General features: G+C 57.9%; 15 protein-coding genes. 14 read left to right on the forward strand and 1 reads right to left on the reverse strand.

Features of this window, described 5'->3' with window-relative positions; all coding sequences use genetic code 11:
- Window positions 1–52: 52 nt before the first annotated feature.
- From hutC to B347_RS0124130, 14 genes are all read left to right on the forward strand, one after another.
- Window positions 53–763 carry a histidine utilization repressor gene (gene hutC / locus B347_RS0124065; RefSeq protein ID WP_192812415.1) on the forward strand — a complete coding sequence of 237 codons (711 nt, stop codon included), beginning with the start codon at window positions 53–55 and terminating at the stop codon, window positions 761–763.
- The gene (locus B347_RS0124070) at window positions 760–1,332 is read left to right on the forward strand and encodes a HutD/Ves family protein (protein ID WP_019412252.1); all 573 of its coding nucleotides are present in this window, start codon (window positions 760–762) and stop codon (window positions 1,330–1,332) included. Before hutC ends, B347_RS0124070 begins: the two co-directional genes overlap by 4 nt.
- A gap of 289 nt (window positions 1,333–1,621) precedes the next feature.
- Window positions 1,622–3,319: a urocanate hydratase gene (gene hutU, locus B347_RS0124075; RefSeq protein ID WP_019412253.1), complete on the forward strand. Its 1,698-nt coding sequence runs from the start codon at window positions 1,622–1,624 to the stop codon at window positions 3,317–3,319.
- Window positions 3,320–3,420: 101 nt separating this feature from the next.
- Window positions 3,421–4,953, forward strand: coding sequence for a histidine ammonia-lyase (gene hutH / locus B347_RS0124080; protein ID WP_019412254.1), 1,533 nt, complete (start codon window positions 3,421–3,423; stop codon window positions 4,951–4,953).
- Between the two features lie 77 nt (window positions 4,954–5,030).
- Window positions 5,031–6,431 carry an amino acid permease gene (locus tag B347_RS0124085; protein WP_019412255.1) on the forward strand — a complete coding sequence of 467 codons (1,401 nt, stop codon included), beginning with the start codon at window positions 5,031–5,033 and terminating at the stop codon, window positions 6,429–6,431.
- Between the two features lie 27 nt (window positions 6,432–6,458).
- The gene (gene hutI, locus B347_RS0124090) at window positions 6,459–7,664 is read left to right on the forward strand and encodes an imidazolonepropionase (RefSeq protein WP_019412256.1); all 1,206 of its coding nucleotides are present in this window, start codon (window positions 6,459–6,461) and stop codon (window positions 7,662–7,664) included.
- Window positions 7,665–7,675: 11 nt separating this feature from the next.
- Window positions 7,676–8,482 (forward strand): N-formylglutamate deformylase, encoded by an 807-nt coding sequence (gene hutG / locus B347_RS0124095; protein ID WP_019412257.1) that lies wholly within the window; start codon window positions 7,676–7,678, stop codon window positions 8,480–8,482.
- Window positions 8,483–8,677: 195 nt separating this feature from the next.
- Window positions 8,678–9,649 (forward strand): prolyl aminopeptidase, encoded by a 972-nt coding sequence (gene pip, locus B347_RS0124100; protein WP_019412258.1) that lies wholly within the window; start codon window positions 8,678–8,680, stop codon window positions 9,647–9,649.
- Window positions 9,646–10,083 carry a D-aminoacyl-tRNA deacylase gene (dtd, locus tag B347_RS0124105; RefSeq protein ID WP_019412259.1) on the forward strand — a complete coding sequence of 146 codons (438 nt, stop codon included), beginning with the start codon at window positions 9,646–9,648 and terminating at the stop codon, window positions 10,081–10,083. Before pip ends, dtd begins: the two co-directional genes overlap by 4 nt.
- Window positions 10,084–10,315: 232 nt before the next feature.
- Window positions 10,316–12,061: a glucan biosynthesis protein G gene (locus B347_RS0124110; protein WP_026014398.1), complete on the forward strand. Its 1,746-nt coding sequence runs from the start codon at window positions 10,316–10,318 to the stop codon at window positions 12,059–12,061.
- The gene (gene mdoH / locus B347_RS0124115) at window positions 12,054–14,606 is read left to right on the forward strand and encodes a glucans biosynthesis glucosyltransferase MdoH (RefSeq protein ID WP_019412261.1); all 2,553 of its coding nucleotides are present in this window, start codon (window positions 12,054–12,056) and stop codon (window positions 14,604–14,606) included. Before B347_RS0124110 ends, mdoH begins: the two co-directional genes overlap by 8 nt.
- A gap of 289 nt (window positions 14,607–14,895) precedes the next feature.
- On the forward strand, window positions 14,896–15,693 hold the full coding sequence (locus B347_RS0124120) for a transporter substrate-binding domain-containing protein (protein WP_026014399.1): 798 nt from the start codon (window positions 14,896–14,898) through the stop codon (window positions 15,691–15,693).
- 148 nt (window positions 15,694–15,841) lie between these two features.
- Entirely contained in the window at window positions 15,842–16,801 is a 960-nt protein-coding gene (locus B347_RS0124125) for an amino acid ABC transporter permease (RefSeq protein WP_423812791.1), read from the forward strand.
- A complete protein-coding gene (locus B347_RS0124130) occupies window positions 16,794–17,528 on the forward strand; it encodes an amino acid ABC transporter ATP-binding protein (protein WP_019412264.1) in 735 nt (244 codons plus the stop codon). Before B347_RS0124125 ends, B347_RS0124130 begins: the two co-directional genes overlap by 8 nt.
- An 89-nt stretch (window positions 17,529–17,617) precedes the next feature.
- On the opposite strand, the gene B347_RS25655 is transcribed toward B347_RS0124130, so the two are convergent.
- Window positions 17,618–18,583, reverse strand: a complete 966-nt coding sequence (locus B347_RS25655) for an RHS repeat-associated core domain-containing protein (RefSeq protein ID WP_019412265.1) — start codon at window positions 18,581–18,583, stop codon at window positions 17,618–17,620.
- Between the last annotated feature and the right edge of the window lie 22 nt (window positions 18,584–18,605).

Genomic DNA, 18,605 nt, shown 5'->3' on the forward strand with positions numbered 1-18,605 from the left:
ACAAGGATTGCCTGTGTCGACTCCGCCTGTCGTGCCCCCGCTGGCCGCCCACATGGGCGACAGTCCAGCCCCGCTTTATGCCCGCGTAAAGCAGATGATCACCCAGCAAATTCGGAGCGGAAACTGGCCGCCGCACTACCGCGTGCCCTCCGAAAGCGAGCTAGTCACTCAGTTGGGCTTTAGCCGCATGACCATCAACCGGGCGCTGCGTGAGATGACTGCCGACGGTTTGCTGGTACGCATGCAGGGTGTCGGCACGTTTGTGGCCGAGCCCAAAACCCAGTCTGCGCTGTTTGAAGTCAACAACATCGCTGACGAAATCGCCGCCCGCGGACACAAGCACACGTGCAACGTGATCAGCCTGGGCGAAGAGCTGGCCGGCTCCGAACGCGCTGCCGTGCTCGACATGCGCGAAGGGCAGAAAGTCTTTCACTCGCTGATCGTGCATTACGAAAACGGGATTGCCGTGCAAATTGAGGACCGTTTCGTCAATGCCCAAGTGGCGCCGGACTACCTTAAGCAAGACTTCACCCTGCAAACGCCTTACGCCTACCTGTCTCAGGTCGCTCCACTGACCGAAGGCGAGCACGTGGTTGAAGCCATTCTGGCTGATCCCCAAGAGTGCAAGTTGCTGCAAATTGAACCTAGCGAGCCGTGCCTACTGATACGCCGCCGCACATGGTCGGGCCGCCAGCCTGTGACCGCTGCGCGCTTGATCCACCCGGGCTCCCGTCATCGCCTGGAAGGACGTTTCAGCAAATGAGTGAACTCACCGTTTTACGTGCAGCCGATTACCCGCGCATGCCGTGGAAAAACGGCGGTGGCAGCACCGAAGAAATCACCCGCGACGCAGGCGAAGGCCTGGATGGCTTTGGCTGGCGCCTGTCGATTGCTGACATTGGCGAGTCGGGTGGTTTCTCGCGCTTTGACGGCTACCAGCGGGTAATCAGCGTGCTGCAAGGTGCGGGCATGCACCTGAGCGTTGATGATGTGCGCAGTCGGGCCTTGTTACCTTTTGACGCTTTCGCTTTTAAAGGCGAGAGCGCTGTCAGTTGCACCTTGATCGACGGGTCGATTCGCGATTTCAACCTGATCTACGCCCCGGATCGTTACAGCGCACGCGTGCAGTGGCTGGACGTGGGCGGCCGGTTCTACAGTTCGGCGCAGACGTTATTAATCTTCAGCGCCGATGGGCAGGTTGGCGTGGAACTGGGTAATACGGCTCACGAACAACTGGGCCTTTACGACTGCCTGCAACTGAACGGTAATCGTGAGCTGCTGGAAATTGCGGTCACAGGCCGCATCTGCGTGATTGAATTAAGCGCAATCTAAAGCCCCCCGGGATCCGGCACCTCCTACGAAAAGCAGTGACTGATCCCGCGCCCCATCGTGTTACCTAACGCCCCAAAAAGGCGCAAATCGCCCTTCCGGTAACATCCCCGAACACCGCCGTCGTCTTGATGAAGAAACCTCCTACGCGCTTCTTCACCTTTATCTCTGGGCCTTAGCGCCCTGCTCAACACAATTTCATGGAAACCACTCCCACGTTGGCCGTTAACTTGCATATGCTTGTATGTACAAGTACATAAGTGTGCATCTGTCTAATGCTGAGGAGTTACCCGTGACTTCAACTACCCCTAAATCGCCTTCTGCTTTCACCCGTCACCGTGAGGGTGAAATCCGCGCTGCCCGTGGCACCCAACTCACGGCCAAAAGCTGGATGACCGAAGCCCCGTTGCGGATGTTGATGAACAACCTCGACCCGCAGGTTGCCGAGAACCCGACTGAGCTGGTGGTGTATGGCGGTATTGGACGTGCAGCGCGTAACTGGGAGTGCTACGACAAAATCGTCGAAAGCCTGACCAACCTCAATGACGACGAAACCCTGTTGGTGCAATCGGGCAAGCCGGTCGGCGTGTTCAAAACCCACAGCAACGCGCCACGGGTGCTGATCGCCAACTCCAACTTGGTACCGCATTGGGCCACATGGGAGCACTTCAACGAACTCGACGCCAAAGGCTTGGCCATGTATGGCCAGATGACCGCCGGCAGTTGGATCTACATCGGTAGCCAAGGCATCGTTCAGGGCACCTACGAAACGTTTGTAGAGGCCGGTCGCCAGCACTACAACGCCAGCTTGGTCGGCAAATGGGTGTTGACCGCAGGCTTAGGCGGCATGGGCGGGGCTCAACCGTTGGCCGCCACCCTGGCTGGCGCCTGTTCGCTGAACATCGAATGCCAGCAAAGCCGCATCGATTTCCGTCTGGCCACCCGCTACGTTGACGAGCAAGCCACCGATCTTGATGACGCACTGGCCCGCATCGCTAAATACACTGCCGAAGGCAAAGCGATTTCCATCGCCCTGTGCGGCAACGCCGCTGAACTGCTGCCAGAAATGGTGCGCCGTGGCGTGCGCCCGGACATGGTCACCGACCAGACCAGCGCCCACGACCCACTCAATGGCTACCTGCCAAAAGGCTGGACCTGGGAGCAGTACCGCGACCGCGCCCTGACCGATCCGGCGGGTGTGGTTAAAGCCGCCAAAGCGTCGATGGGCGAACACGTTGAAGCCATGCTGGCATTCCAGAAGGCTGGCATTCCCACCTTCGACTACGGCAACAACATCCGTCAGATGGCCAAAGAAGTGGGGGTCGACAACGCATTCGACTTCCCAGGCTTTGTTCCGGCGTATATCCGCCCCTTGTTCTGTCGGGGTGTAGGCCCGTTCCGTTGGGTGGCGCTGTCGGGTGATCCCGAAGACATCTACAAAACCGACGCTAAAGTTAAAGAACTGATCGCAGACGACGCCCACCTGCATAACTGGCTGGACATGGCGCGCGAGCGCATCAGCTTCCAGGGCTTGCCGGCTCGTATTTGCTGGGTAGGGCTGGGCCAGCGCGCCAAGCTCGGTCTGGCGTTCAACGAAATGGTCCGCAGTGGTGAGCTGAAAGCGCCGATTGTGATTGGTCGTGACCACCTGGACTCCGGCTCGGTGTCGAGCCCGAACCGTGAAACCGAATCGATGCAAGACGGCTCGGACGCAGTCTCCGACTGGCCACTGCTCAATGCCTTGCTCAACACCGCGAGCGGCGCGACCTGGGTGTCGTTGCACCACGGCGGCGGCGTCGGCATGGGCTTCTCGCAGCACTCGGGGATGGTGATTGTGTGCGACGGCACCGATGAAGCGGCAGAACGCATTGCCCGCGTGCTGCACAACGACCCGGCCACCGGCGTGATGCGCCATGCCGATGCGGGTTACGACATCGCCATCGACTGTGCAAACGAGCAGGGTCTGAACCTGCCGATGATCAACGGTTAATTGAACAACGCTGTAGCCGCTGCGGGCTCGATCGCAGCCTGTGGCAGCGACTACACCATCAGTTTTCATCATTTCGGTTACACGCGTGAAGGAGTATTAACGTGCTTGAGTTAAACCTGATCCCCGGCCAACTGAGCCTTGCCCAACTGCGTGACATCTATCAGCAGCCAGTCACCCTGAGCCTGGACGAAAGTGCGTCGGCGCAGATTGATGCCAGTGTGGCGTGCGTTGAGCAGATTTTGGTCGAGAACCGCACAACCTATGGCATCAATACCGGCTTCGGTTTGTTGGCGTCGACCAAGATTGCCAGCGAAGACCTAGAGAACCTTCAGCGATCCTTGGTGTTGTCTCACGCGGCCGGTATCGGCGAGCCGCTGAGCGACGACCTGGTGCGTTTGATCATGGTGCTCAAGGTCAACAGCCTGAGCCGTGGCTTCTCGGGTATTCGCCGGGTTGTCATCGACGCGTTGATCGCGCTGATCAATGCGCAGGTCTACCCGCACATTCCTCTCAAAGGCTCGGTAGGCGCCTCGGGCGACTTAGCACCGCTGGCGCACATGTCGCTCGTGCTGTTGGGCGAAGGTAAAGCACGCTACAACGGTGAGTGGCTGGATGCCGTTGCGGCCCTGAAACAAGCGGGTCTAGAGCCGCTGACGTTGGCCGCCAAAGAAGGTCTGGCTTTGCTCAACGGCACGCAAGTGTCGACGGCCTATGCGTTGCGCGGCCTGTTTGAAGGCGAAGACTTGTTCGCTGCCGCAATGGCGTGCGGTGGCCTGACCGTTGAAGCGGTATTGGGCTCCCGCTCGCCCTTTGACCCGCGTATCCATGCCGCACGCGGCCAGCGTGGGCAAATCGACGCCGCCGCGATTTATCGCGACCTGTTGGGCACCAGCAGCGAGGTGTCGGAGTCGCACAAAAACTGCGACAAGGTACAAGACCCGTACTCTCTGCGCTGCCAGCCGCAAGTGATGGGCGCCTGCTTGACCCAGTTCCGTCAGGCGGCTGAAGTGCTGGCCATTGAGGCCAATGCCGTCTCGGATAACCCGTTGGTATTTGCCGAGCAAGGTGATGTGATCTCCGGGGGTAACTTTCACGCCGAACCCGTTGCGATGGCGGCGGACAACATGGCGTTGGCGATTGCCGAAATAGGCTCGCTGAGTGAGCGCCGTATTTCGCTGATGATGGACAAACATATGTCGCAGCTGCCGCCGTTCCTGGTAGCCAATGGCGGCGTCAACTCGGGCTTCATGATCGCGCAAGTGACAGCCGCTGCATTGGCCAGCGAAAACAAAGCGTTGGCGCATCCGCACAGCGTTGACAGCATCCCGACCTCGGCCAACCAGGAAGACCACGTTTCCATGGCCCCTGCGGCAGGCAAGCGTCTTTGGGAAATGGCTGAGAACACACGCGGCGTCTTGGCTGTTGAATGGCTGGCTGCGTGCCAGGGGCTGGATTTGCGCGACGGTTTGAAAACCTCGGCCAAACTCGAAATCGCCCGCGCTGCTCTGCGCAGCAAAGTCGCTTTCTATGAGAAAGATCGCTTCTTCGCCCCTGACATTGAAGCGGCCATTCAACTGTTGGCCTCGCGGTGCTTAAACACACTGGTGCCTGCTCAGGTTCTCCCCAGTCTGTAACCACCCAAACGCAGAGCGCACCCTGGGGTGCGCTCTGTGTACCTGTTTTCGCTGACAAAAATAATTAAGGACGCGAAATGCAAAATCAGACTCAAGGTTTGAAGCGCGGGCTATCGGCTCGTCACATCCGTTTTATGGCGCTGGGATCAGCGATCGGAACGGGTCTTTTTTATGGTTCCGCTGCTGCAATCCAAATGGCGGGTCCTGCTGTGTTACTCGCCTACCTGATCGGGGGCGCTGCTGTTTTTATGGTGATGCGTGCGCTGGGCGAAATGGCTGTGCGCGACCCCGTAGCTGGCTCGTTCGGCCATTACGCCAGCACCTATTTGGGGCCAATGTCCGGTTTTATTCTCGGCTGGACCTATGCCTTTGAAATGATCATCGTGTGTTTGGCCGATATCACCGCATTCGGTATTTATATGGGGTTCTGGTTCCCCGATGTGGCTCGCTGGATCTGGGTGTTGGGCATCGTACTGCTCATCGGCGGATTGAACCTGTGCAGCGTTAAAGTCTTCGGCGAAATGGAATTCTGGCTGTCGTTGCTTAAAGTGGCGGCCATTGTGGCAATGATTTTGGCCGGTTTTGGCATCATGCTGTTTGGCATCGGCACGTCCGGTACTGACGCGGCAGCCACAGGCATCAGTAATCTGTGGGCCTATGGCGGCTTTATGCCCAACGGGATTGGCGGTTTGATCGCTTCGTTTGCGGTCGTGATGTTCGCGTTCGGCGGTATTGAAATCATCGGTATTACTGCCGGTGAAGCCAAAGACCCACACCGTGTGATCCCCAAGGCGATCAACGCGGTGCCGTTACGCATCCTCTTGTTTTACGTGCTGACATTGTTCGTATTGATGGCCATTTACCCGTGGACTCAGATCGGCAGCCAAGGCAGTCCGTTTGTGCAAATCTTCGACAGTCTAGGCATTAGCTCGGCAGCGACCGTGCTGAACATCGTGGTGATCTCGGCCGCGGTATCGGCCATCAACAGCGACATCTTCGGCGCTGGCCGCATGATGTATGGTCTGGCCCAGCAAGGTCAGGCGCCAAAAGGCTTTGCCAAAATATCCCGCCACGGCGTGCCGTGGATGACCGTCCTGGTGATGGGCGCGACGTTGTTGGGCGGTGTGGTGCTGAACTACTTGATCCCGAAGGACATCTTCCTGGTCATCGCCTCTATTGCGACCTTCGCGACGGTGTGGGTATGGCTGATGATTCTGGTAACTCACGTTGCCATGCGCCGTTCAATGACCCGCGAACAAGTGGCCGCGCTTAAGTTTCCTGTGCCTTTTTGGCCGTATGCGCCTATTGCCGCCATCGTATTCATGGTGTTCATCTTTGGCGTGCTGGGTTACTTCCCTGAAACCCAAGCGGCGCTAATGGTGGGTGCCGTCTGGATTGTGTTGCTGATAGTGGCTTATTTGCTGTGGGTAAAACCCACCGCAGGGCGCGCGCTTGAGGTCGCCTCCAAGGTTTCCTGAGTGTTTGATTATTGACGGAGTGAGTGGATGAAAACGCTTTGGCAGCACTGCAACGTTGCAACCATGGCCAATGGCGCGTACTCGATCATCGAAGATGCGGCCATCGTGACCCGCGATGAATACATCGAGTGGGTCGGCCCTCGTCTGCATCTGCCACAAGGCGAGTACGATCAGAGCGTTTGCCTTGAGGGCGCGTGGGTCACGCCGGGGTTGATCGATTGCCACACCCACACAGTGTTTGGTGGTAATCGTAGTGGCGAGTTCGAACAGCGCCTGCAAGGTGTGAGTTATGCCGACATCGCCGCTGCGGGTGGCGGGATTGCCAGCACCGTGCGTGCGACCCGCGCCGCCAGTGAAGACGAACTGTTCGCCAGTGCCCGTCAGCGTTTGCTGTGTTTGCTGCGCGATGGCGTGACCAGCGTAGAGATCAAGTCTGGCTACGGCCTAAGCCTTGAGAGTGAACGAAAAATTCTGCGGGTGATTCGTCGCCTGGGCGAAGAACTGCCGGTCACTGTGCGCAGCACCTGCCTGGCGGCGCACGCCTTGCCGCCGGAATACAAGGATCGCGCCGACGACTACGTCGAACACATCTGCACTGAGATGCTGCCTGCGTTGGCAGCCGAAGGGCTGGTGGATGCGGTGGATGCCTTCTGCGAATACCTGGCGTTTTCGCCGCAGCAAGTCGAACGGGTGTTCCAAGTGGCGCAGCAGTTGGGGTTGCCGGTCAAGTTGCACGCCGAACAATTGTCCTCGTTGCACGGCTCAAGCCTGGCGGCGCGTTATCAGGCGTTGTCGGCGGATCACCTGGAATTCATGACCGAAGAAGACGCCATCGCCATGGCTCAGTCCGGGACCGTAGCGGTGTTGTTGCCGGGCGCGTTCTACTTTTTGCGTGAAACCCAACTGCCGCCGATGGAGGCCCTGCGCAAGCACAAAGTCAAAATCGCCATCGCCAGCGACCTCAATCCGGGCACCTCGCCGGGTTTGTCGCTGCGCCTGATGCTGAACATGGCCTGCACCTTGTTTCGCATGACCCCCGAGGAAGCCTTGGCGGGCGTCACCTTGCACGCGGCCACGGCCTTGGGCATGGGCGAAACTCACGGCTCACTGGAACCTGGCAAAGTGGCTGATTTTGTAGCCTGGAACATAGATCGCCCGGCAGACCTCGCGTACTGGCTGGGCGGTGATCTGGACAAACGCGTCGTGCGCAATGGCGTAGACGTCACGTTTTAGGAGAAAAGGCAGTGGATAAGGTACTGACATTCAAACAGGGGCGAGTGCCCTTGCTGATCAGCATGCCCCACGCGGGTATAAAACTGACGCCAGCGGTTGAGGCCGGGCTGATTCCTGAGGCGCAAAGCTTGCCGGACACTGACTGGCACATCCCGCGTCTATACGCATTTGCCGCTGAGTTGGGGGCCAGCACGTTAGCGGCGGAGTATTCGCGGTTTGTGATCGACCTCAATCGCCCCGAAGACGACGCCCCGCTGTACGCGGGCGCGACCACCGGGTTATTCCCGGCCACCCTGTTTGACGGCGTGCCGTTGTTTCGCGAAGGGCAAGTGCCGACTGCGCAAGCACGAGCGACCTACCTGAAAACCATCTGGCAGCCCTACCACCGGACCTTGCAGCAAGAGCTAAAACGTCTCAAAGAAGAGTTTGGCTATGCGCTGCTGTTTGACGCGCACTCTATTCGCTCGCACGTGCCGCACCTGTTTGAAGGACGCTTGCCGGACTTCAATCTCGGGACGTTCAATGGCGCCAGTTGCGATCCGCAACTGGCGAGTGACCTTGAAGCCCTCTGCGCCGAGCACCCGGCTTACAGCCATGTCCTGAACGGGCGTTTCAAGGGTGGCCACATCACCCGGCATTACGGCAGCCCTGTGGATAACATCCATGCCGTGCAACTGGAGCTGGCGCAGTGCAACTACATGGAAGAGCTTGAGCCATTTAACTACCGCGAGGACCTGGCGGCACCGACGCAGGTGGTGCTTGAGCAGTTGCTGACGCGGATGATTGCGTGGGGGCAAGAGCGGTATGCCAAACGCTGAAAATCAAAAACACCCTCACCCTAACCCTCTCCATCCGGGAGAGGGTTGGGGTGAGGGTCTAGGGAGCGCATGCGGTCTAGATCACCATCCGCTTTAACCCCATGCTCATTCCGCCAATCGGGTTTATGATGCCAATCGGCACCATTTTTTGAAGTCCTCATCTGGGATGACCTCAACCCTCCCGCGGAGTGTGTAATGCAGACCTTGTTCCCGCAGATCAAACCCTACGCCCGGCACGATCTCGCTGTTGATGGGCCGCATGTACTTTATGTCGATGAAAGTGGCACACCCGACGGTTTGCCGGTGGTGTTTGTCCACGGGGGGCCGGGGTCGGGCTGTGATGCCAACAGCCGCTGCTATTTTGACCCGGGCGTGTACCGCATCATCACCTTCGATCAGCGCGGTTGCGGGCGTTCAACCCCGCACGCCAGCCTTGATAACAATACGACGTGGGATCTGGTGGCAGATATGGAGCGGATTCGTCTGTTCCTAGGCATCGACAAATGGGTGCTGTTTGGCGGCTCGTGGGGTTCTACCCTGTCGCTGGCCTATGCGCAAAGCCATCCAGACCGGGTACACGGCCTGATTCTGCGGGGCATCTTCTTAGCGCGTCCGCAAGAGATCGAATGGTTCTACCAAGCGGGCGCCAGTCGAATCTTCCCGGACTATTGGCAGGACTATATCGCGCCGATTCCGCCGGAAGAGCGCGACGATCTGCTCACCGCCTTCCATAAGCGCTTGACCGGCAATGACCAGATCGCACAAATGCACGCGGCCAAGGCTTGGTCGACGTGGGAAGGCCGCACGGCGACGCTGCGTCCCAACCCGCAAGTGGTTGAGCGTTTTTGCGACCCGCATCGCGCCTTGTCGATTGCCCGTATCGAATGCCATTACTTCACCAACAGTGCCTTTCTTGAGCCTAATCAACTGATCCGTGACATGCATAAGATCGCCCATTTGCCAGCGGTGATCGTGCATGGCCGCTACGACGTGATTTGCCCGCTGGATAACGCCTGGGAACTGCACCAGAACTGGCCAGGCAGCGAACTGCAAGTGATCCGCGATGCGGGGCACGCAGCCTCTGAAACCGGTATTACCGATGCACTGGTGCGCGCAACCGAGCAAATGGCGAGCAGCCTGCTCAACCTGCAGCCCGACGAAGCATGAGGGGCTTGTTGCAGCGTGTCAGTGGCGCGCGGGTCGAAGTGGGCGGTGAGGTTGTAGGCGCAATTGATCAGGGTTTGTTGGTACTGGTGGCCGTCGAACCTGGGGACACGCAAGCCCATGTGGCCAAGTTGTTGCACAAGTTGCTCAATTACCGGGTGTTCAGCGATGCGGACGGCAAAATGAACCTGTCGCTAGCCGATGTCGGCGGCGGATTGTTGCTGGTGTCGCAATTCACGCTGGCGGCTGACACTAAAAGCGGGTTGCGGCCAAGTTTTTCCACGGCGGCACCTCCTGCGTTAGCCGAAACACTGTTCAAGCACTTGCTGGAGGAGGCCAAGCGGCTTCACCCGAGGGTCGAAACCGGGCGTTTTGGCGCCGACATGCAGGTGCATTTGGTCAATGATGGCCCTGTGACATTCTTGTTACACATCTAAAACCTTGAAAAACCGAGTTTTCGTCTGAAAACAGGGGGGGGTAGCGATAAATACTTGCTGAGAGTAGATGCGTTGTAACGCGGCCTACTAGATAATCCCGCGCTAACATAGACACTAATCCGACGTGCTTGGGGAATCATTCTTCCCTTTTACGGTCGGAACAGTGCTCGCCAACCCGGCATGTAGAACGCTGGCCGTTGGTTTCATCATCTGTTTTCGGCGAGGTTTGCTCGTGATTGTTAGTCCATTTAATGCACCAAAAATGTCTGCCAAGCGGTTGCGTAACGCACTGGTGACGGGCTCCGCGCTCTTTTGCTTGTTCGGTGCGGGTCAACTGTGGGCATTCAGTCTGGATGACGTGGCGGCGCAGGCTAAAACCCTGGCCGAGCAGAAATACCAAGCGCCACGCAGCAACTTGCCAAATGAGTTCCGCGACATGAAGTTCGCGGACTACCAGAAAATTCAGTTCAAGCGTGAAAAAGCCCAGTGGGCCGGGGACAAGACCCCGTTCAAACTGTCCTTCTATCACCAGGGCATGCATTTCGACACCCCGGTGAAAATCAACGAAGTGACCGCCGACAAGGTCGAAGAGATCAAGTACGACGCGAGTCGCTTTGATTTTGGTGACGTCAAATTTGACCCTAAAGCCACCGAGAACCTCGGCTGGGCGGGTTTTCGCGTGTTGTACCCAATCAACAAAGCGGACAAGCAAGACGAAATCATGACCATGCTGGGCGCGAGCTACTTCCGCGTGATCGGCAAGGGCCAGACCTACGGCTTATCGGCGCGTGGCATGGCGATTGATACCGCGTTGCCATCGGGTGAAGAGTTCCCGCGTTTCACCGAGTTCTGGGTTGAACGTCCAAAGCCTAACGACAAACACCTGGTGATCTTCGCCTTGCTGGATTCGCCGCGTGCGACCGGCGCATATCGCTTTATCCTGCGTCCTGGCGTTGACACTGTCGTCGACGTGAAAGCGCAAATGTTCCTGCGTGACAAAGTAGGCAAGCTGGGCATCGCTCCGCTGACCAGCATGTACCTGTTCGGCGCTAACCAGCCGTCCAAAGTGCTTAACTACCGCCGCGAACTGCACGATTCGTCGGGCCTGGCGATTCATGCCGGCAACGGCGAGTGGGTCTGGCGTCCGCTGAACAACCCGAAACACTTGGCCGTGAGCAACTTTGCCGTTGAAAACCCGCGTGGTTTTGGCTTGCTGCAACGTGGCCGTGACTTCAGCCACTACGAAGACCTCGACGACCGTTACGACAAACGCCCAAGCGCGTGGATCGAGCCACAGGGTGATTGGGGTAAAGGGACTGTCGACCTAGTCGAAATTCCGACTGCTGACGAGACCAACGACAACATCGTTGCGTTCTGGAGCCCGGGCACGTTGCCAGAGCCAGGCAAACCGTTTGACTATGCCTACCGCCTGCACTGGACCTTGGACGAAGCTGCACTGCACCCGACTGACAGCGCGTGGGTTAAACAAACCTTACGTTCGACTGGCGACGTCAAGCAATCCAACCTGATTCGTCAGCCTGACGGCAGCGTGGCCTACCTGATTGACTTCGAAGGTCCGTCGCTGGAAAAACTGCCAGCTGATGCGCCTGTTCGTAGCCAAGTGAGCGTGGGTGACAACGCTGATCTGGTTGAAAACAACCTTCGCTACAACCCGGAAACCAAAGGCTGGCGCTTGACCTTGCGCCTGAAAGTCAAAGACCCGAGCAAGTCCACCGAGCTGCGTGCTGCGTTGGTTCAAGACGTTGAGCAAGCCCCTGCAACCGTGGCTAAGGCTGAGAAAATTGCAGCCAAGGTGCACGAGAAGAAAGAGGCCAAAGAGCACAAAGACGATAAAGCCAAGGACGCCAAGGGTGCTAAAGCTCCAGCAACCGAAGCTGCCCCTGCCACGCCAGAGCCGGTGAAGACTGAAAAAGTGTTGACCGAGACCTGGAGCTACCAGTTGCCAGCCGATGAGTAATGCTCACACTCAGCCAGTCTCGCTTGACGAGTACCTGGCGCACTTGCCACTGAGCGAGGCGCAGCGCGCCGACTTGGCGAACTGCACCTCGTTCGCCGAGCTGCATGAACGTCTGTCAGCGCGCACTGACGTCGATGCTGCCGAGGCCGCTCAGGCGTCGGTCGGCACGCGCCTGAATCTCACAACGGCTGCCGAACTCGAGGAAGCAGAAATGCTCGCTCTCGACGCCAGTGGCCGGGTGGTGCTCAAGGCCACGCCGCCGATTCGTCGCACCAAAGTGGTGCCCGAGCCGTGGCGTACCAATATTCTGGTTCGTGGGTGGCGCCGTCTGACTGGCCGTACCAACCCGCCTGCGCCGAAAATTGACGAGCGCGTGCTGCCTAAGGCTCGCTGGCGGACGGTGGGTTCTATCCGCCGTTACATCCTGCTGATTCTGATGCTCGGTCAAACCATCGTCGCTGGCTGGTACATGAAGGGCATCATGCCGTACCAGGGCTGGTCGTTCGTTGATCTGGACGAAGTGCTGCATCAACCTCTGATGCAGACCGCGCAGCAAGTGCTGCCGTATGCCTTGCAAACCAGCATCCTGATTTTGTTCGGGATCTTGTTTTGCTGGGTTTCAGCGGGGTTTTGGACCGCCCTCATGGGCTTCCTTGAGCTGCTGACCGGGCACGACAAATACCGCATTTCCGGCGCTAGCGCTGGCAATGAGCCGATCCCGGAGCAGGCACGTACTGCGCTGGTGATGCCGATCTGTAACGAAGACGTAACCCGTGTGTTTGCGGGCCTGCGGGCAACCTACGAATCGGTAGCGGCAACGGGTGACCTGGATCGCTTCGACTTCTTCGTCCTCAGTGACAGTAACGACCCTGATATTTGCGTCGCCGAGCAACAGGCTTGGTTGGATGTATGCCGCGAAACAGAAGGCTTCGGGCGGATTTTCTATCGCCGTCGTCGCCGTCGTGTAAAGCGTAAAAGCGGCAACCTCGACGACTTCTGCCGTCGCTGGGGCGGCGATTACAAGTACATGGTGGTGCTCGATGCCGACAGCGTCATGAGCGGCGAATGCCTGACCAGCCTGGTGCGCTTGATGGAAGCCACGCCAGACGCAGGCATCATCCAGACCGCGCCCCGAGCGTCGGGCATGGACACCTTGTATGCCCGCATGCAGCAGTTTGCAACGCGGGTCTACGGGCCGTTGTTCACCGCTGGCCTGCACTTCTGGCAGTTGGGTGAATCCCACTACTGGGGCCACAACGCGATCATCCGCATGAAGCCGTTTATCGAGCACTGCGCCTTGGCGCCGTTGCCGGGCAAGGGTGCATTTGCGGGCGCGATCCTGTCTCACGACTTCGTCGAAGCCGCGTTGATGCGCCGTGCAGGTTGGGGCGTGTGGATTGCCTACGATCTGCCGGGCAGCTACGAAGAGCTGCCGCCTAACTTGCTGGACGAACTCAAGCGTGACCGTCGCTGGTGCCACGGTAACTTGATGAACTTCCGCCTGTTCCTGGTTAAAGGCATGCACCCGGTGCACCGTGCGGTGTTCCTGACCGGCGTGATGTCGTACCTTTCGGCGCCCTTGTGGTTCTTCTTCTTGCTGCTGTCGACGGCCTTGCTGGCAGTCAACACGCTGATGGAACCGCAGTACTTCATGGAGCCTCGCCAGCTGTATCCACTGTGGCCTCAATGGCACCCGGACAAAGCAGTTGCGCTGTTCTCGACCACCATCGTGTTGCTGTTCTTGCCTAAGTTGCTGAGCATCATCCTGATCTGGGCCAAAGGCGCAAAACAGTTCGGTGGCAAGTTCAAGGTCACGTTGTCGATGCTGCTCGAAATGCTCTTTTCGATGCTGCTGGCACCCGTGCGTATGATCTTCCACACTCGCTTCGTGCTGGCCGCCTTCCTGGGCTGGGCCGCGACCTGGAACTCGCCACAACGTGACGACGACTCCACGCCGTGGAGCGAAGCGGTGCGTCGCCATGGTCCGCAAACCCTGCTGGGTGCAGCTTGGGCTGCCTTGGTGTTGTGGTTGAATCCGAGCTTCCTGTGGTGGCTGGTACCGATTGTCGGGTCTTTGATGCTGTCGATTCCGGTGTCGGTGATCTCCAGCCGGGTTAAGTTGGGCCTCAAATCCCGTGACGAAAGCCTGTTCCTGATCCCTGAGGAATACGCACCGCCGCGTGAGTTGTCGGCTACCGCTGAATACACCCACGAGAACCGCTACCACGCGCTCAACGATGGTTTTGTGCGTGCTGTGGTCGATCCACAGCAGAACGCCCTGGCCTGTGCCTTGGCGACCTCGCGCCACCGTGAAGCCGAGCCGATTGAATGGCTGCGTACCGAGCGGGTACGTCAGGCGCTCAAGGTTGGCCCGCAAGGTCTGAACAACAACGAGCGTATGGCGTTGTTGAGCGATCCTGTGGCGCTGGCACGCCTGCACGCGTTGGTGTGGAGCGAAGGTCACGAAGACTGGCTTAACGCTTGGCGTGAAACCGTGGCGTCGCAGCCCCACGCGCCTTCGTTGCCGTTGCAACCTGCGGCGTGATCTGACGTGAGAAACCCGCTTCTGCTTTTGTAGAAGCGGGTTTGCTCGTGATGGCGTCACCTTGGCCTTTCTGATACACCGCGTCGCCTGCATCGCGAGCAAGCCCACTCCCACTGGTTTTCGATCTATCTCCCCCGCCGGTCGTGCTTTTCTCTCTCAAAACTCGTCTCCTAACCTTCTGTGAGTTAGCATCCGTCTCCGAATGGGTGAGTGCCCGGCTTTATTGGCTTTATGAATCGAGCCCGCCGCAGGCCAACACCTTTATTGAGTAGGTTGAGGGGAGTGGATGATGAAGAAGTTTGTCTCGAAACTGCTGTGCGGCGTCGCTGCATTATTGGCGGTGAGCGCAGCCCATGCAGGCGCCATTGACGACGCGGTCAAGCGCGGCACATTGAAAGTGGGTATGGACCCGACTTACATGCCCTTCGAAATGACCAACAAACGTGGTCAGATCATTGGGTTTGAAGTCGACCTGCTCAAAGCCATGGCCAAGTCCATGGGCGTCAAGCTGGAGCTGGTATCCACCGCCTATGACGGCATCATCCCGGCCCTGATGACCAACAAGTTCGACATGATCGGCAGTGGCATGACCCTGACTCAGGAACGCAACCTGCGCCTGAACTTCAGCGAACCCTTCATCGTGGTCGGCCAGACCCTGCTGATTCGCAAGGAACTGGCAGACAAGATCAAGTCGTACAAAGACCTTAACGACCCGCAATACCGCCTGACCTCGAAAATCGGCACGACGGGTGAAATCGTTGCACGCAAACTCATGTCCAAAGCCCAGTACCATGGCTACGACAACGAGCCAGAAGCCGTGCTTGACGTGGTTAACGGCAAAGCTGATGCGTTTATCTACGACGCGCCTTACAACGTTGTGGCGGTTAACAAGTTCGGTAACGGCAAGCTGGAGTTCATCGACAAGCCGTTCACCTACGAGCCGTTGGCCTTTGGTCTGAAGAAAGGCGACTACGACAGCATTAACTTCATTAACAACTTCCTGCACCAGATCCACGAAGACGGCACCTACGATCGCATCCATGACAAGTGGTTTAAAGACACCACTTGGCTCAAAGACATGGAATAAGCGCGATTCCCTGCCGTAGTCGCTGCCGAAGGCTGCGAAGGGTTGCGCAGCAACCCGTTTTTTTGAAGTCTCCACGGACTTCTTCGCAGCCTGCGGCAGCGACTACGGTAATTGTTCGTGCTGCCCTCTACGGAAATATTGCAAAGTGATCAAACAGAAAAAAGCCCAGTGGCCCTGGCACGTACTGACCGTGCTGATACTCATCGGTCTGGCAGGTGCGTTGTATTACGCCACCTCGCTGATGTCTTACGAGTGGCGCTGGAATCGAGTCCCGCAGTACTTCGCCTATCAGGCCGAAGAAGCTCAACGGGCCGCTGAAACATCGACCGTGATTGAAGTAGTACGCAACGGCGGCAAGGCCGAGGTCGTGCTGCGCGGCGACGATGGCGCCGAACAGCGTCTGACCGTCGCTGACAACAGCCTGCAACTGGCTGAAGGCGACGATGTTGCCGAAGGCGATGTGATCGGTGTTAACCGCCATTGGGCCGCAGGGCCGCTGCTTCTGGGCTTATGGACCACCGTGTGGTTGTCACTGGTCTCTGGCGTGTTGGGCTTGATAATCGGGCTGGCCACTGGCCTGTGCCGACTGTCAAATAACCCAACCTTGCGCGACCTCTCGACCCTGTACGTCGAATTGGTGCGCGGGACGCCGCTGCTGGTACAGATTTTCATCTTCTACTTCTTTATTGGCACCGTACTCAACCTGTCCCGCGAATTTGCCGGTATTGCCGCCTTGTCGTTGTTCACCGGTGCGTATGTGGCCGAAATCGTTCGTTCGGGCGTGCAGTCCATCGCCCGAGGGCAAAGCGAAGCGGCACGCTCGCTGGGCTTGAATGCCAGCCAATCGATGCGCCACGTGGTACTGCCGCAAGCCTTCAAGCGGGTCCTGCCGCCTTTGGCCGGGCAATTTATCAGCTTGGTCAAAGACACCTCGCTGGTGTCGGTGATTGCCATTACCGAGCTGCTTAAAAGTGGCCGTGAAGTCATCACCACCTCGTTCTCGCCGTTCGAAATCCTGTTCTGCGTGGCGGGCCTGTACTTGTTGATTAACCTGCCGCTGTCGCATTTGGCCAGCCGGCTTGAGCGGAGGCTCGCGCAAAGTGATTGAAGTTCGCGAACTGGTAAAAGTCTTCGATACGCGCGGGCACATCGTGCGTGCAGTCGATAACGTGACCACTCAGGTTGCCAAGGGCGAAGTGTTGGTGGTGATCGGCCCGTCCGGTTCCGGCAAGTCGACCTTTCTGCGCTGCCTCAACGGCCTGGAAGAATTTGACTCAGGCTCGGTCAGCATCGATGGCGTGGATTTGGCCAACCCCAAAACGGACGTCAACGCTTACCGGCGAGAAGTCGGCATGGTGTTTCAGCATTTCAACCTGTTCCCGCACATGACCGTGCTCGAAAACCTGTGCCTGGCGCAGAAGGTCGTGCGCAAGCGTGGTAAAGCCGAGCGCGAGGCTAAGGCCCGTGAGCTGTTGGAAAAGGTCGGGATCGGGCAAAAGGCCAACGAATACCCCTCGCGCCTTTCGGGTGGTCAGCAACAGCGCGTGGCCATTGCCCGTGCGCTGGCGATGGACCCTAAGGTCATGCTGTTCGATGAGCCGACGTCGGCGCTCGACCCGGAGATGGTCGGCGAAGTGCTCGACGTGATGAAGACCTTGGCGCAGGAAGGCATGACCATGGTCTGCGTGACTCACGAAATGGGCTTTGCCCGAGAAGTCGCCAACCGTGTGCTGTTCTTCGATCACGGCAAATTGCTGGAAGACTCCGCCCCGGAGGACTTCTTCAACTCGCCAAAAGACCTGCGCGCCCAAGCGTTTTTGCGTCAGGTGTTGTAAGACCGCACCATGGCCAGAGCCGTCGCACACTCATCGTTGAGCGTCTGACGCGACTCTGGCTAGCTCCTAGCTATTTCTCTAACACGGCCTTATACGCTCTTCTCTCGAATATTGCGTGCTGAGTCAGAGGCTGATTCTTTTCGGTTAGAACCTCGGTTGTTAAGTTCACTCTCCAATTTGAATCGATTTGCGTTTTGCTGAATCTTTCGTGCTTGTTTTGAGCGGCTACCGCTCTGTGCATCAGAGGCTCTGAATACCTGTTTAGAGGTATGGCGCATATTAAACATAGATGCTGAACGCTTGATGGTGGGAGGTTTGATAACCCGAGCAGGCTTCGTCAGAAATTGACCAAAGCTATGCAAAGTGCTTGTTACGGTACCGACCGCAGCCCCTGCTGCCGACCCAATGGTTATCCCGAACAGGACATTACTCAAGGCTGGCGCGTCGGTGTTGTACAAAGTGTTTCTGGCGAGAAATGAAGTAGAGCCCATAAAAGCGCTTGCTTCAACAAGCGTATTTGAGACTTTTTTGAATTGGGTGCTATTGATGATGCGGTTGTTTGCAACAGCGCGTCTTAGGGGGCTTATTTTTTTGAACAGAGGGAATACATAACCTGTAGTGAAGTCCGCGATCGCCATGCCCAGCCATGCAAAGTTTTCAAACATTTGACCGCTTGGGTCGTAGCGATTCACCGGGTCCCCAGCGCAGTAGGCATAACAATTCAATCCGCCCTCTGCAAAAGGGCTCAAACGGTCCGCACTGTTGAATCGCATCACAACCGGGTTGTAAAACCGGTGGCCGTTACCAAGGGGGTAATGGCCAGTGACGGGGTCAGCGTGTTGACCATTGAAACCCAGGGTACTTGCAACGCTCTCTGAGCGGTGCCCGTAAGGTGCGTAGGCCGTGCGCCCGTCTTTGGTTTGCAAAACCGAGCCTTGATAGTCCGTCATGAGCGCACGCACATGTGTGATGTCGCCATCATGCAGTCGCTCGGCCAGCAGCACGTTGTCCGAGTGAACAATGTGCAGTTGGCGTGAGCCTTGAGTTTCAGTCATGAGCCGATTATTTAGGTAAAAA

Source organism: Pseudomonas psychrophila HA-4 (genome assembly GCF_000282975.1).
Classification (GTDB): Bacteria; Pseudomonadota; Gammaproteobacteria; order Pseudomonadales; family Pseudomonadaceae; genus Aquipseudomonas; species Aquipseudomonas psychrophila_A.